The sequence below is a fragment of the Nocardia sp. CDC519 genome, from assembly GCF_059509835.1.
Genome location: NZ_CM183377.1, coordinates 2,690,908 through 2,705,394 on the forward strand (window position 1 = coordinate 2,690,908; position 14,487 = coordinate 2,705,394).

A 14,487-nucleotide genomic window follows, 5' to 3' on the forward strand; every position below is an offset into this window, starting at 1 on the left:
CCGTTGCCTGCTCGTTACGCGAGGCGCGGTGCGGCTACTCGGTCACCAGCTGCCAGTCGTCGGGTAGTCCGTGCACGTGGATTTCCGAACCCTCCGCGTGCAGGGTGACCGTGGCGGGCCCGAGCCGCATATCGGTGAGCGCGAGCTTGCCCCAGCGCCGCGGTAGTCGCGGGGTGACGATGAGCCGCCGGTTCGGTACGCACGGGGTGAGTCCGAGGAACGAGCGCACCAGCAGCAGTGGCGCCGCACTGGCCCATGCCTGCGGCGAGCAGGAGGTCGGGTACGGGATCGGGGAGCGGAATTCGGCGCGGCCGAAGCCGCAGAACAACTCCGGGAGCCGGCCACCGAACTCGGCGGCGGCGTCGAGCAGACCGGTGGTGAGCCGTTCGGCCAGCTCGCTGGCGCCGGGGATGTGGCGGTAGCGCTGCAACCCGGCCACCGCGATGGCGGTGTCGTGCGGCCACACCGAGCCGTTGTGGTAGCTCATCGGGTTGTAGGCGCCCATGGTGGCGGCCAGGGTGCGCAACCCGAAACCGGAGTCCATCGAGGCGTCGGCGAGCTTGTCGATCAGCTCGGCCGCGCGTTCGTCGGCGACGATGCCCGTCCACAGACATTGGGCGGCGTTGCTGGTCAGCGCGTCGACCTGATGTTTGTGGCCGTCAAGGGCGATCGCGTACCAGCCGTTCTTGGCCACCCAGAACGCGTCGTCGAACCGGGACTTGAGGTCCTCGGCCTGGCCGCGTAGCCGCACCGCGGTCTCGTGGTCGCCGAAATGTTCGGCCAGTTCGGCCCGGGCCAGCCGGGCGGCGTAGGCGTAGCCCTGGACTTCGCTGAGCGCGATGGACGGCTCGGCCAGATGCCCGCTCGCGTCGTTGATCGCGTCGTAGCTGTCCTTCCAGCCCTGATTGGTCAGACCTCGGTCGGTTTTGCGGCGGTATTCGATGAAGCCGTCGCCGTCGGCGTCGCCGTATTCATCGATCCAGGCCAGGGCGGCGTCCGCGGCCGGCAGCAGCTCCCGGATCACCGACTCGTCGGCGCCCCAGCGCCAGCATTCGGCCAACAGCATCACGAACAGCGGGGTGGCGTCGATCGAGCCGTAGTACACCTCGCCGCCGAGCACCTGACCGCCTGCCGGGCCGTGCCGCATCTCGTGCATGATCCGGCCCGGCTCCTCCTCGGTGATCGGTTCCACCTTGGTGCCCTGGAGTTTGGCCAGCTGGCGCAAGGTGCCCAGCGCAAGCGCCGAATCCAAGGGCAGCGCCATCCAGGAGGTGAGCAGGCTGTCGCGGCCGAACAGCGTCATGAACCAGGGCGCGCCCGCGGCAACATAGGCCGGGGACCCGTCGCCGCGGCCATCGATGCGCAGGGCGCCCAGATCGCTTTCGGTGCGTTGCAGCACCTGGGTGAGCCGGGAATCGGTGGCGGTCAGATCGGTGGCGGTGGCGCGCCAGGCCTTGAGCCTGCTGATCGGGCTGTCCTCATCGTCACCGAAGGCCATCTGCACCCGTCGGTGCGCCACCACCGGCTGGGCCAGGATCTCGGTCTTCCACTGCCCGTGCGCGGGCACGACCACCTGCCAGGTGACGGTGCCGGGCAGCATCACCGGATCGCCGGTGGCGCTGATGGTGACGCCGCGGCCGGGATCGGTGTGATCGATCAGGTGCAGTTCGCCGTCGACGGACTGGGCTTCGGCGCTGCCGAGATGCTTGCGGCCCTCCTTCACGGCGAACAGATCGGCGAAATCGGCGTCGGCGAACAGTGTCACGGTGATCGCGGTGTCCTCGTGACCGAGGTTCTGCACGATGACCGCTTCCTTGAGCCCCTGGCCGATCATGCGTTTACGCACCACGAGAACGGTGCTGTCGGCGACGCCCTGGCGCGGCTGCTTGCGCATGATGAACCGCGCCTTGAACGCCTCGGGAGTGAGCACCGTGAGCTGTTCGGGCGCTTGGCCGTCCAGCCGCAGCTCCCACCGCGAGATCACCCGAGCGTCGCGATAGAACAGGCCCTGCGAGGTCCCCGCATGGATATCGCCGAGCTGATCGGACAGACAGAAGGTGCTCGCTTCGACGAGGGTGATGGTCCCCCCGCCGCCGTTGACGGCGGCGGGTTGACCGGAATTGAGGACCCTGAGGGGCTCACTCATGCTCGACTCCAAGCCGGTGTCGTGCCGTTGTCCGCACGCAGACCGAGCAGGCCGCTGCGCCGGAGCTCGACGGTGGTCAATTCATCTGCCGGGCGATGGGATTCGTCCCACGCTTCGAGTATGCGGTAATAGGCCGCCTCGTATCCGGCACCGAGCTGATCGACACCGAAAAGTTCTTCCACGCGCTTGCGGCAGGCATACGGATCCAGATCGCCCGCCTTGGCGATGGCGGCGGGCAGTTCGGCCGGGTCGTCGCAGATGATGCCGGTGACCCCGTCCACGATCACCTCCTCGACCGCGCCGCCGCGCAACGCCACCACCGGGGTGCCGCAGGCCATCGCCTCGATCATCACGATGCCGAAGGGCTCCTCCCAGCGGATCGGGAACAGCAGGCAGCGCGCCGAGGCGAGCAGTTTGCGCTTGGCCACGGCATCGGCCTCACCGAAGACGTGATCGCGCTCGGTGAGCAGCGGTTCGATTTCCTTGGCGAAGAACGCCTTTTCCGGCGGCTCATTGCATTTACCGGCCAGGATCAACGGAATACCGGCCTCGTGCGCGGCGTGCAGGGCCAGGTGCGGACCCTTGTACGAGGCATAGCGGCCCAGGAACAGCGCGTAGTCCTTCTTCTCCACCTGGAACGGCCATTCGCTCGGCCGCAAGGCATTGTGCACGCGGGCGATCCAGTTGAACGACGGGGCCAGCGCGCGCTGGCGATCGCTGATGGCGACCAGCCGGGTGTGTTCGTCGAGTGCGCCGTAGTAGTCGCACATATCGCCGTCGACCGGGCCGTGCACGGTGACGGCGGTCGGAATACCCAGCGCCTCATAGGCGGGCGCGTTGAGCGGGCCCGCGAAGGTGTGGTCGTGGATGATGTCGATGGGCATGCGGCGCGCCAGATCCTCGATGATGCGCCGGACCTTGAGCGCGTTGACCACCTCGGGGAACGGATCGCCGAGTCGGTCGGCCTGGATGCGATCCCACACCGGGATGAATTCCGCTGCGGTGCCCGGCTTTCCGGCACCGAGCAGGGTGACCTGGTGACCGCGCGCGACGAGGGTGTCGGCGAGTTCGGCGACCACCGCCTCCACTCCGCCGTAGCCGGCGGGCGGGACATCGAAATAGGGGGGAGCGACGAGAACGATGCTCAGTTGCCGGTTGCGGGCGGCGCCGTTCAACGCGTCGCTGCCGGGTTTTCGGCCCAGGATGTCGGAGTCGGAATCGGTGTCCTCGTGGGTGAAAATGGTGCTCAACGTAACCCTCCTCAACAGTGGCCGCGGCGCGCGCAGAACGTGGCCGTCGGCCGATGGGTGGAGCTGGTAGCAACTGAAAATCACTGGCGCCGAGGATGTGCGGCGCAAGCAGGCGGCAGCGCACTGCCGCACGGACAACTGACGAATGTCCGACGCCCTCGCGGATTGATCTACACGGCGCCGGCTCCCGCCCGATCCGGGGCCAGCGTGAACGCCGCGCGGCCGGTGGCCGTCGCGTTCAGGGTGTACCTGGCTCGGCGTAGAACCAGGCACTCGGGTGAGCAGTAGCGGTGGATGTCATGGGCGCGGCGTGCCTGACCCACGGTCAGCTCGCCGGGATCGGCCGAGCAGTCCGCGATGTTGGAAACGACCTGGCGCACCGTGATGACGTCGATCCTGGATTCCTGTTCCGCCTCGCGGTCCAGTTCCGGTTCGAGCGCCGGCGACGCCGTGATGTACCCGATCCTCACCGTTACCTCCTGCATGTCGAGCTCGAGCTATCAGTTACGGCAGCCGTTGCGGCTGCCGATCGCGCTGGTGACTCGTGGTGACGCACAAAGCAGGTGAAGCCTGAAAATCGGTACGTGGAGTGATGCGTATCACGTAACCGCGGCCCAGTGTACGCGCACTCAGTTACCTACTCGGCAGTTCGCAGGTCGAACGAGGATTCTGGGTCGGAATATTCGCCGAATCGGGCATCTACAGTGCAGTTGTGGTGGGAGCCGGTGGCTTTCGGGCGGGGCGGACCGTGACGTCGGAGGGTTCGTTTAGCGGTTTTAGGCCGCGCTGGCTATGTGTGAGCTATCTATTTCTGGGTACTCCGGACGCGCATCGGCCCGGCCGCCGCAGCAGCCGGGCCGATGGTGGGAGAGCCGGGTGCGGAAGTGTCAGCCGCGCACAGCACGCAGGACGTCGGCGTGCAGAGCGTCCGCGCGGGCGGTGATGGTCTCGATCCGGCCGAGCGCGGCGGTGAAGGCGGCGCCGTCCTCGGCCGACAGCGAGCCGACATTGATCTCGATGTTGAGTCGCGAACTCGTCGCGGCCGCGCGCGCGGCATCGGCGGCGGCGCCGATATCGGTGACCACATTGGGGTTGCCGATCGGCAGCAGTTCGGCCGCCAGCGACAGCACCTCGTCGGCCTCGTCGACCACCGCCGCGGGCACCCGGGCCGCCTCGATCAGCGCCGCGGTGATCGCCGCGCCGCGGGCCTCGGTCTCCTCGGGCGTGGTCTTGGGCAGCTTGTAGGCCGCGCCCACCGCGGTGAACGCGGCGGCGTCGGCATCGGCGAGCGCCAGCGCCCGCAAGCGAGCCGCGTCGGCCGCCTCGATGATCCGGTCCACGACCGGACGATGCTCGGCGTCCTTGGCCCTGGTGGTGTAGCGGGCGACCATCGCGATCAGCGCCGCGCCCTGAGCGGCGTGCAGGGCGGCGACGGCGCCACCACCGGGTGCGGGCACCTTGGCCGCCAGATCGGCCAGATATCCGGCGACGGTGGCGTCGGCGAAGCTCGGCGCGAGATCCGGATGCGAGGTGGACGGCTGCGACACGGCGGTGTGGCCTTTCGTTGTGCTACGACGGGGCGCACTCACGCTACCGCGACGCCGGTGTGGCCGGTGGCAGGCGGTGAGATAGCCGTGGCTATGTTGAGTGCTATGCGGATCGGATTGGGTATCAATTATTCGGGGGGCTTCAAGGAGGTCGCGGCCGAGGTCGCCGATCTCGAGCGGGCGGGCCTGGACGTCGTGTTCGTCCCGGAGGCCTACTCATTCGACGCGGTGAGCGCCCTCGGCTATCTGGCCGCCAAGACCGAGCGCATCCAGCTGGCCTCGGGCATCTTGCAGCTCTATACCCGCACCCCGAGCCTGACCGCCATGACGGCCGCGGGCCTGGACTTCGTCTCCGACGGCCGGTTCCTGCTCGGTCTCGGCGCCTCCGGCCCCCAGGTGATCGAGGGCTTCCACGGCGTGCCCTACGACGCGCCGATCGGCCGCACCAGGGAACTGGTGGAGATCTGCCGCAAGGTGTGGCGGCGCGAGCGGCTCGAATACGACGGCAAGTACTACCAGATCCCGCTGCCCGCCGACCGAGGCACCGGCCTGGGCAAGCCACTGAAGCTGATCAATCATCCGGTGCGCGAACGCATTCCGGTGTTGCTGGCCGCGCTCGGACCGAAGAACGTCCAGCTGGCGGCGGAAATCGCGGAGGGCTGGCAGCCGATCTTCTTCCTGCCCGAGCAGGCAGAGAAGGTGTGGGGCGATGCGCTCTCGGCCGGTCTGGCCCAGCGTGATCCGGCCCTCGGCCCGCTCGATGTGTACGCGGGCCCGGCGCTGGCCATCGGCGAGAACGTCACGCCGCTACTGGAATTCGTGAAACCGCATCTGGCGCTCTACATCGGCGGCATGGGCGCCAAGGGCAAGAACTTCTATCACACCCTTGCCACCAAATACGGCTACGGCGCCGAAGCCGACCGTATCCAGGAGCTGTACCTGGCGGGCAAGAAAGAAGAGGCGGCCAAGGTGGTGCCCGACGAGTTGGTGCGCGACATCTCGCTGGTCGGCCCGGCGAGCTTTGTCAAGGAGCGCGTCGCCGCCTTCGCCGAGGCCGGTGTGACCGTGCTCAACGTGGTGCCGATGGCGGCCACGCCGGCCGAGCGCGTCGCGCTGATCGAGCAGCTGCGCGCACTCTGCGACTGATCGCGCCGGGCCCGTCATCGGGATGGGCCCGCCGCGCGTGCACAAGGGCCCCGTGCCGACTCATCGTCGGTGCGGGGCCCGTGCTGTGGGTGACGTCAGTTGCCGCCGCGCAGATCGGCCAGGGCCGCGTCCAGGGTGGTGTGCAGGGCGAACACCTGGTCGAGGCTGGTCATCTTGAGCTGACGGCTGGTGGCCGGGCCATCGGCGACCACCGCGATCGCGGTGGTGTCACCGGCGCGCTGATGCGCGGCGACCAGGGCCGCCATGCCCGCCGAAGCCAGGAAGGTGACCGCGGTCAGGTCGATGATCAGGCCCGCGGGCTCGCTGCCGAGGGCCGCGTCGATCGCGTTCTCCAGGGCGGGTGCCGTGGCCAGGTCGACCTCCCCGGTCACCGTGAGCACGGTCGCCCCGTCGCGGGTGGCGACGGTGGTGGTCATCGTGTCGGTGAGGGGATACGCGTCTCCGGAAGTGTTTGTCACATCATCACAATCTGCCATGATCCGGGCGATCCTGCCGAATCGTCACCCGGATACCTGTCGGTTCGTTCCACGTAGCGGGTTGGCCACCGGGAACGCGATCGCCGGCAACGTCACCGACATCCGCACCCTGGTACCTGACCCGCTGTGGTCGATGTCGAGCTCTTCGGTGAGCGCACGCATCATATCCAGTCCCCGGCCACGGTACCCGCGATCGGCCGACTGTGGCTTCCAGATACCGGTGTCGGTGACCCGGATCTCCACCTTCTCGGTATCGCAGCGCGCGCTCAGCTCGACCACGCCCGACTCGGTGTCTCGGTAGGCGTGCTCGATGCTGTTGCTGCACGCCTCGTTGGCGGCCGCGACGAGGTCGGAGGCCAGATCGTGCGGCACGGCGGCGGCGGTGAGCCAGGCCTTGAGGGTGCGCCGCAATACCGACAGCTGTTCCGCTCTCGCCGGCACCTCGACGTGCAGCGGCGCGGGCGGCTGCCGGTAGACCACCATGGCCACGTCGTCGTCGTAGCCGCCCGCCGGACGCAGCCGGGACAGCACCGCGTCGGCCACTTCGCGTGGAATCCGCTGATGGGTCTCGGCCAGCACATCGGCGATCTGGTCGAACCCGTCGTAGATGTCGACCCCGCGCTGTTCGACGAGCCCGTCGGTGAACAGCACCAGCGTCGCACCGGGCGGCAACGGGGTGGTGGCCTCCGGGCGTCGCGGCATGTCGAAGGTCGCCAGCGGTACCGCGCGTCCGCCCTCGAGCATCCGCCCGGTGACGCCGACGTCGGCGAGGATGGGCGGCATATGGCCGGCGTTGCTGTAGCGCACCAGCCCGCGGACCGGGTCGAGGACGGCCGCGCACACCGTGGTGCACATGGCACCCGGGATTCGGGCGGCGACGGTGTCGAGTTCGGCCAGCAATTGCGCGGGGCCCGCCCCGCGCAGCAGCAGGGCGCGTGCGGCGGTGCGCAGCTGGCCCATCACCACCGCCGCCGACAGGCCACGGCCGACGCAGTCACCGACCACCACGCCGATCGTCCCGTCCTCCAACGGCACCACGTCGTACCAGTCGCCGCCGATCTCCAGCGGCGGCAGCGCCGGTTCGTAGTGCACCGAGAACCGCGGCGGCAGCTCGATCGGGCCGAGCATGGCGCGCTGCAACGTCAGCGAGGTGGACCGGGCCTGGTCGAAGTTGCGCGCCCGCTGCACCGCGAGGCTGAGATGGCCGATGAGCAGGGAGAACAGCGTCCAGTCGGCGGCGCCGACGACGCGTGGGGCGGCGAAACGCAGCCACAGCGCGGCATCGGCGGTCTCACCGAGCGGCGCGACGATGCCCTCGGCCCGGTCGGCGCCCTCGGGTACCGCGATCAGGGTGCGGCCCGGCCGCAGCCTGGCCCGCTCCAGCAGCTCGCGGGTTTCGGGGGCGAGGACCTGCGCCGGCTGTGGTTCGCCGACGGCATCGGGTTCGGCGTCCACCGCCGCCCCGGACACATACACTTCGGGTTCGCCCTGCCGGGTCTGCCAGACCGCGACCACCGCGGTCTCCGCGCCGACGGTGCGCCGCAGCTCGTCCAGGCCCACCTCGAGCACCTCGGCGACGCTGATGGCCGAGGCCACCGCCGTCGCCAGCCGCGAGGCCGCCTGATCGCGGGCCTGGGCGTCGTGCTCGGCGGTGACGTCGCGAATGGTGCCGACGAAGATCCGTTCGTTGCCCTCGGGCTTGACCAGCGTGCTGGTGCTGACCGCGAGCCAGCGGTCGCGGCCGTCGCGATGCCGGATCTGGGTGACGAAGCGCAGCGCTGCGGTGCCGAGATCGGGATAGCGCTGCCCCTCCGGCAGCGACCACGGATGCGGCAGCGCGTACGGCACCTCGTTGGCGCCGTATCCGGTCAGCTCACCGAAGGCCGAGTTGACCTCGATGATGGTGCCGCGGGCATCGGCGACGAAGAACCCGTCCTGCAACGATTCCACCAGCGCGGTGCGGAATTCGTCGCGGCCGGCCAGATCGTCGGCGCGCGAGCGTTGCTGCTCGTAGCGGCGGGTGCCGTCGAGATAACCACGGGTGGCGACGTCGAGGGTGATCAGGGTCTGCAACAGGAATTCCAGCGCCGATTCCTCGAGCGCGCTGGTGCCCGGCCCGCCCGATTCGGCCTGCACCTGTTTGACCACGCGGTAGTGGTTTTCGGTGAGGTCGAGCAGGCTGATGCCCTCGACCAGCGCCCGCCGTCCGAGCTCATGGCCCTCGGCGAGGCTGTCGTGTGCGGGGGAGCGCAGATGGCGCCGCAGCGCGTCGGCGTAGTCGTCGAGAAAGGCGGCCAGGACCGTGCTCATCGTCGGCACCCACCGCTCATGAGGTTCCGTTCACGCCACGCACCCTGGCCGCGAGGACCAGGGCGTCGTCGCTGTCTTTGGCGTTGTTGTCCAGCAGCGCGGCGGTGATGTCGACCGCCGAGGTCGACAGGTCGACGGTGGTGCCGGAATCGATGACGACGCCGTCGGTGGACATCAGCAGCAGATCTCCTGGCCGCACGGCGACGGTCTGCGGCTGCAGATGCGGCGGCAGCCGATAGCCGACGATGCCGCCGGTCTGCAATACGGTCGCGCTGATCGCGGGCCCGGTGGGCCCCGCGGTGAACAGATGGGTGTCGACATTGCCCACCCCGAGCCACTGCACCGAATCCGCGCCGAACAGCGCCAGCGATACCGCGGCACCGCGGGTGTCGGCCATCGCCCGATGACACAGCACCATCAGCTCGTCCAGTGGTTCGCCGCGATGGTCGGCGAGCACTCGGGCGGCGCGATCGACCGCCGACGCGGCCGCCTCGCCGTGGCCGAGCCCGTCCAGGACGGCGAACAGCGCGGTCCCGGCGCCGGTATCGAGCACGACGCACCGATCGCCGGAGATCTGCTGTCCGGGTAAGGCGCGACCGGCAACGGCCCATTCGATCCGGCCGATGAACCCGTCATCATGCACCGTTGGGTACCCACTTCCACATCTCCACCAACGTGCCGCGACCGGGACCCGAGTCGACCGTGAGCCGGTCCATGAGTCGTTTGGCGCCCGGCAGGCCGAGACCGAGCCCGAGCCCGGTGGAGTAACCGTCCTCCATGGCGCGGGCGATATCGCGGATGCCCGGCCCGTTGTCGCTGGCCTGCACCACCAGGGCCTGGCGGCCCTCGCGTTCGTCGACGAGTAATCGGATCTCGCCGCTGCCCGCGTAGCTGGTGATGTTGCGCGCGACCTCGGAGATGGCGGTGGAGATCATGGTGCGGTCGGTGAGGGAGAAGCCGAGTTGTTCGGCCAGTTCACGTCCGGCCTGACGAGCGGTGACGATGTCGTTGGACATTTTCACCGCGATGACTCTGTCCTCAGCGGCCACTGTCACGACCGTCTCGCCGCCGGGCAGGGACATTGCTGTTCAGCCAGGCCAGGCCCTCTTCCAGGTCGAGGGCCGTGTGCATGTCCTCGAAGGTGAGGCCGAGCTGGACCATGGCGAACGCGACTTCGGGTTGCAGCCCGACGATGACGGTCTGAGCGCCGCGCAACTGCGTCATATGCGCGATGGTGCGCAAGGATCTGGCCGCGAACGAGTCCATCACGTCGATCGCGGTCACATCGACGATGATGCCGTGCGCCCGGTACTTGCTGACCTGGGTCATCAGGTCGTCCTGGAGGCGCTCGGTATCGGCATCGGTCAGTGCCGATTGCACCGACGCGATGAGATATGTGCCCTGTTTGAGAATCGGAACCGGCATGGGCGGCTGATCAACGCCCGCCGCGCTCGGAAACGCGCGAGATCTCGTAGCCGAGCAACCGTTCGGCCTCCTCGATACCGCCCTGGAGGTCGCCGACGGCGTTCATCTTCGACAGATCCAGGCCGATGGTGACCAGGGTCAGCGCGATATCGGAGGACAGGCCGGTGATGATGACGTTGGCGCCCATCAGGCCGGAGGCGTCCACGGTCTGCACCAGGTGGTTGGCCACGGTCTGGTCGATCTCGGGAACACCGGTGATGTCGATGACGACCACCTTGGCGCGGTTGGCCCGGATCGCGCGTAGCAGCTGCTCGGTGAGCTGGCGGGCGCGCTGGCTGTCCAGCACGCCGATGATCGGCAGGATGAGCAGCTGCTCACGGACCTGCAGCACCGGGGTGGACAGCTCGCGGATGGCTTCCTGCTGCTGGCGGATGACGCGTTCGCGTTCCTGCACGAACGACACGCCCACGGTGTTGGCGATGCGGTTGGCGGCCGGTTCGTAGGCGTCGAGGACGTCGTTGAGCAGTTCGAAATTCGACTGGTACTTCTCGAACAGCGAGCGGGCCAGCACGTCGCGCAGCAGCAGCACGATGCCGAGGATCTCGTCGGTCTCGACGCCTCGGGGAATGATGCGCTCGGACAGATCACGCGCGTAGGCCTGCAGCGCTTCGACGCTACCGGTCTCGAGCACCTCGACGTAGTTGTCGAAGATCGAGGTGGCCTCGGAGAAGATCTCCTCCGGCGTCATGGCGGTCAGCAGGCGGGCATCGGTGATGCGGCGCGCCCACTCTTCCCGCAGCACGGTGCGGTTCTGGCGCAGGTGCTCGACCAGCTGTGGAAGCAGATTGTCGACCGGTCCTGCGGCCAGTGAGTCCGCCGAAAGGCTCATGGACACCTCGGACATGGAAACTCGTGCCCCTTTCGACGGGTCTGTCGGGCCGCGCTGGTCGGCCTGGGTTGCGCTCGGCTGCGTGCCGATTTCGAGCCTAGTCATACCCCAGCCGTCGTGCCGTCGAAACCACCAGGTCGTGCTGTCGCCCCGTGGTGTCGGTCACCGTCGGTCCCGGCCGGTGGCGTGAAGCCGTGTTCCAGGGCCGCGAGCACCTCGTCTAGGTAGACGGTGAGATCGGTATCGGCGCGGGTCAGCCAGGCATCGAAGGCTGCGCGGGCGGCGGCGAGCGTGGCCCGGCCCACGGCCATCGGGATCAGCGCGTCCTCGGGCTGGCCCAGGCGCGTGGCGGCGAAGGCGCTGACGGTGCGCTCCCAGGCGTCGTAGTGGGCGCCCGCGGTGGCGGCGAGCGCGGGCACGGTCGCGACCAGTTGCATGCGGGTGCGCAATTCGGGCACGTCCTCGGCGCGGTAGCGGTTGGCGTTGACCACCACCCGGCGCACCGCGGTCATCATCGGAATGTCGGGGTCGACGGTGGTGAACGCCTCGCGCAGCGCCTCTACCTCGGCGTCGAACTGGTACCAGAGCACCTCGGCCTTGCTGGGGAAATAGCGGAAGAAGGTGCGGCCGCTGACGCCGGCGGCCGCGGCGATCTGCTCGACGGTGGTCTCGTCGAAGCCCTGCTCGCTGAACAGCCGCATGGCGATGAGTTCGAGCTCGCGCTTGCTGGTGCCGCGCGGGCGCCCTCGGGTGCTGTGTGCCGTCACGGCTATTGATTATGCGGCCCGGCGGCCTATTGATTATGTCAGTGAGTGACGTTAATGTCGGCGCCATGATGGCGGATCTCACATGGACCGAGGCGGGCGAATATGTCGCCGCCGGTGTGATCCTCGCCGTGCCCATCGGCTCGACCGAACAGCACGGCCCGCATCTGCCGTTGTCCACCGACACCGACATCGCGCTCGCGCTGTGTGCCGGCCTGGCCGCGCGGCGCTCGGACGTGCTCGTCGCCCCGGCCGTGCCGTACGGCTCGAGCGGCGAGCACGCCGGCTTTCCCGGGACGTTGTCGATCGGTGCGGCCGCGCTGGAACTGCTGATCGTGGAGCTGTGCCGCTCGGCCACCGACTCCTTCGACCGGATCGTGCTCGTCAACGGGCACGGCGGCAATGTCGAGCCGCTGCGGCGGGCGGTGGCGCTGCTGCGCACCGAATCTCGCGATGTGCGCCTGTTCCTGCCGCGCTACGACGGCGACCCGCACGCCGGACGCACCGAAACCGCACTGCAACTGGCGCTTTCGCCCGAACGAGTCCGGACCGGACGGGCCGAGGCGGGCGACACCCGGCCGCTGCCGCAGATCCTGCCGCTGCTGCGCAGCGGGGGAGTGCGCGCGGTGAGTGCGAACGGTGTGCTCGGCGATCCGGCGGGCGCCACCGCGCCCGAGGGCGCCGCCCTGCTCACCGAACTGATCACCCAACTGACCGACCAGACCCGGCTGTGGTGGCCGGTGACCTCCCCCGAAAGGACCCAGCCATGAACCCCTGGTTCGAGACCGTCGCCGAAGCGCAGCGGCGCGCGAAGAAGCGGTTGCCGAAGTCGGTGTACGGCGCGTTGATCGCCGGCTCCGAACGCGGCCAGACCATCGAGGACAATCAGGCCGCCTTCGCCGAACTGGGTTTCGCGCCGCACGTCGCCGGGCCGATCGGGGAACGCGACCAATCGACCACCGTTCTCGGCCAGCACATTTCGATGCCGGTGCTGATCTCGCCGACCGGCGTGCAAGCGGTGCACCCCGACGGTGAGGTGGCCGTCGCTCGTGCCGCCGCCGCGCGTGGCACCGCGATGGGCCTGTCCTCGTTCGCCAGCAAGCCGATCGAAGAGGTGATCGCGGCCAATCCGTCGACCTTCTTCCAGTTGTACTGGTGTGGCAGCAAGGACGAGATCTCCGCGCGCATGGCAAGGGCCAAGGCCGCGGGCGCGGTCGGGCTGATCCTGACCCTCGACTGGTCGTTCTCGCACGGCCGCGATTGGGGCAGCCCGGTGATCCCGGAATCGCTGAACCTGCGCACCATGATGAAGTTCGCGCCGCAGACGCTGGTCAAGCCGCGCTGGCTGAGCACGTATGTGCGTTCGGGCACGCTGCCCGACCTCACCGCACCCAATATGGCTGTCGGTGACGCGCCCGCGCCCGGCTTCTTCGGCGCCTACGGCGAGTGGATGGGCACACCGGCTCCCGACTGGGACGATGTGCGCTGGATCTGCCAGCAGTGGGACGGTCCGGTCATGCTCAAGGGCGTCATGCGCGTCGACGACGCCCACCGCGCCGTCGACGCGGGCGTGGCCGCCATCTCGGTGTCCAACCACGGCGGCAACAACCTCGACGGCACCCCCGCCGCCATCCGGGCTCTTCCGGTGCTGGCGGACGCGGTGGGTTCGGAGATCGAGATCCTGCTCGACGGCGGTATCCGCCGGGGTAGCGATGTCGTCAAGGCCGTCGCGCTCGGCGCCCGCGCGGTCATGATCGGGCGCGCCTACCTGTGGGGTCTGGCCGCCAACGGGCAGGCCGGGGTGGAGAACGTGCTCGACATCCTGCGCGGCGGCATCGACTCGGCACTGCTCGGGCTGCGCAAGACCAGCATCACCGAGCTGGACCGCAGCGACATCGTGGTGCCCGCCGGATTCGAACGCGCCCTCGGTGTTCCGGCCGCGAAGGAGCTCGACGCCGCGGTCTCGAACCCCGCCTGAACCGGATCCCGCCGGAGAGACGAAAGGCCGGCTCACCCGTGGTGAGCCGGCCTACCGGTGCCCGTTCGAGGCGCGATGGTGTTCGAGCAGGACGTCGTAGATATCGGCCAGTGCCGTCAACTGCTCGCGATCGAGGACGTCGATCATGTGTCTGCGCACGCTCTCCACATGGGCGGGCGCCGCGGTCGTCAGCACCTCGAGCCCGCGCGGGGTCAGTCGGGCGGCGGTGCGCCGGGCATCGTCGGGAATCGGGGCTCGCGTCACGAGCCCGCGCCGCTCCATCCGGGTGATCTGATGGGAAAGCCTGCTCTGCGACCACTCCAGCTTCGCCGCCAGATCGGCGAAGGTCAGACAGTGCTCGGGATCCTCGGCGAGGTAGGCGAGGACCGAATACTCGACGTAGGTGAGGTCGGATTCCCGCGTCGAATCGCGTCCGACAGCGGCCGCGATGAGGTCGCGGGTCCGGACGAATCCCAGCCAGGCCCGCATCTCGACGTCATCGAGCCAGTGGGGGTCGGTCACGTTGGCGCTCCAA

General features: G+C 68.9%; 15 protein-coding genes. 3 read left to right on the forward strand and 12 right to left on the reverse strand.

From position 1 onward, the window contains the following. Positions 1–34: 34 nt before the first annotated feature. From AC5W7N_RS12095 to AC5W7N_RS12110, 4 genes are all read right to left on the reverse strand, one after another. Entirely contained in the window at positions 35–2,146 is a 2,112-nt protein-coding gene (locus AC5W7N_RS12095; RefSeq protein ID WP_163815480.1) for an amylo-alpha-1,6-glucosidase, read from the reverse strand. Next, positions 2,143–3,348, reverse strand: a complete 1,206-nt coding sequence (locus AC5W7N_RS12100) for a glycosyltransferase family 4 protein (RefSeq protein WP_195020786.1) — start codon at positions 3,346–3,348, stop codon at positions 2,143–2,145. The genes AC5W7N_RS12095 and AC5W7N_RS12100 overlap by 4 nt, the downstream gene beginning before the upstream one ends. 218 nt (positions 3,349–3,566) lie before the next feature. Further along, a complete protein-coding gene (locus AC5W7N_RS12105) occupies positions 3,567–3,866 on the reverse strand; it encodes a hypothetical protein (protein ID WP_195019588.1) in 300 nt (99 codons plus the stop codon). Positions 3,867–4,283: 417 nt separating this feature from the next. After that, the gene (locus tag AC5W7N_RS12110; RefSeq protein ID WP_163815478.1) at positions 4,284–4,943 is read right to left on the reverse strand and encodes a cyclodeaminase/cyclohydrolase family protein; all 660 of its coding nucleotides are present in this window, start codon (positions 4,941–4,943) and stop codon (positions 4,284–4,286) included. A gap of 105 nt (positions 4,944–5,048) precedes the next feature. Between AC5W7N_RS12110 and AC5W7N_RS12115 the strand changes: the two genes are divergently transcribed. Then, on the forward strand, positions 5,049–6,089 hold the full coding sequence (locus AC5W7N_RS12115) for an LLM class F420-dependent oxidoreductase (protein ID WP_163815476.1): 1,041 nt from the start codon (positions 5,049–5,051) through the stop codon (positions 6,087–6,089). A 95-nt stretch (positions 6,090–6,184) separates the two neighbouring features. Here the strand turns inward: AC5W7N_RS12115 and AC5W7N_RS12120 are convergent, their stop codons facing one another. The 7 genes from AC5W7N_RS12120 to mftR form a co-directional block, all read right to left on the reverse strand. Beyond that, positions 6,185–6,526, reverse strand: a complete 342-nt coding sequence (locus tag AC5W7N_RS12120; RefSeq protein WP_163815564.1) for an STAS domain-containing protein — start codon at positions 6,524–6,526, stop codon at positions 6,185–6,187. Between the two features lie 84 nt (positions 6,527–6,610). Beyond that, on the reverse strand, positions 6,611–8,896 hold the full coding sequence (locus AC5W7N_RS12125) for a SpoIIE family protein phosphatase (RefSeq protein WP_195019587.1): 2,286 nt from the start codon (positions 8,894–8,896) through the stop codon (positions 6,611–6,613). A 16-nt stretch (positions 8,897–8,912) separates the two neighbouring features. Further along, the gene (locus tag AC5W7N_RS12130; RefSeq protein WP_280213405.1) at positions 8,913–9,539 is read right to left on the reverse strand and encodes a SpoIIE family protein phosphatase; all 627 of its coding nucleotides are present in this window, start codon (positions 9,537–9,539) and stop codon (positions 8,913–8,915) included. Next, complete coding sequence (locus AC5W7N_RS12135) at positions 9,532–9,912, reverse strand: anti-sigma regulatory factor (protein WP_036537652.1); 381 nt, start codon at positions 9,910–9,912, stop codon at positions 9,532–9,534. Before AC5W7N_RS12135 ends, AC5W7N_RS12130 begins: the two co-directional genes overlap by 8 nt. Before the next feature lie 22 nt (positions 9,913–9,934). Then, the gene (locus tag AC5W7N_RS12140) at positions 9,935–10,321 is read right to left on the reverse strand and encodes an STAS domain-containing protein (RefSeq protein WP_014351609.1); all 387 of its coding nucleotides are present in this window, start codon (positions 10,319–10,321) and stop codon (positions 9,935–9,937) included. A 10-nt stretch (positions 10,322–10,331) separates the two neighbouring features. Next, positions 10,332–11,225, reverse strand: coding sequence for an STAS domain-containing protein (locus AC5W7N_RS12145; protein WP_014351608.1), 894 nt, complete (start codon positions 11,223–11,225; stop codon positions 10,332–10,334). An 86-nt stretch (positions 11,226–11,311) separates the two neighbouring features. Next, positions 11,312–11,977, reverse strand: coding sequence for a mycofactocin system transcriptional regulator MftR (gene mftR, locus AC5W7N_RS12150; RefSeq protein WP_195019586.1), 666 nt, complete (start codon positions 11,975–11,977; stop codon positions 11,312–11,314). Positions 11,978–12,042: 65 nt separating this feature from the next. On the opposite strand from mftR, the gene mftE reads away from it, so the two are divergent. Together mftE and mftD are read left to right on the forward strand one after the other, a co-directional pair. Further along, positions 12,043–12,744: a mycofactocin biosynthesis peptidyl-dipeptidase MftE gene (gene mftE / locus AC5W7N_RS12155; protein ID WP_163815560.1), complete on the forward strand. Its 702-nt coding sequence runs from the start codon at positions 12,043–12,045 to the stop codon at positions 12,742–12,744. Next, positions 12,741–13,952, forward strand: coding sequence for a pre-mycofactocin synthase MftD (mftD, locus tag AC5W7N_RS12160; RefSeq protein WP_195019585.1), 1,212 nt, complete (start codon positions 12,741–12,743; stop codon positions 13,950–13,952). Before mftE ends, mftD begins: the two co-directional genes overlap by 4 nt. Positions 13,953–14,003: 51 nt before the next feature. Here mftD and AC5W7N_RS12165 read toward each other — a convergent pair whose 3' ends face one another. Beyond that, the gene (locus AC5W7N_RS12165) at positions 14,004–14,474 is read right to left on the reverse strand and encodes a MarR family winged helix-turn-helix transcriptional regulator (RefSeq protein ID WP_195019584.1); all 471 of its coding nucleotides are present in this window, start codon (positions 14,472–14,474) and stop codon (positions 14,004–14,006) included. Positions 14,475–14,487: the final 13 nt, after the last annotated feature.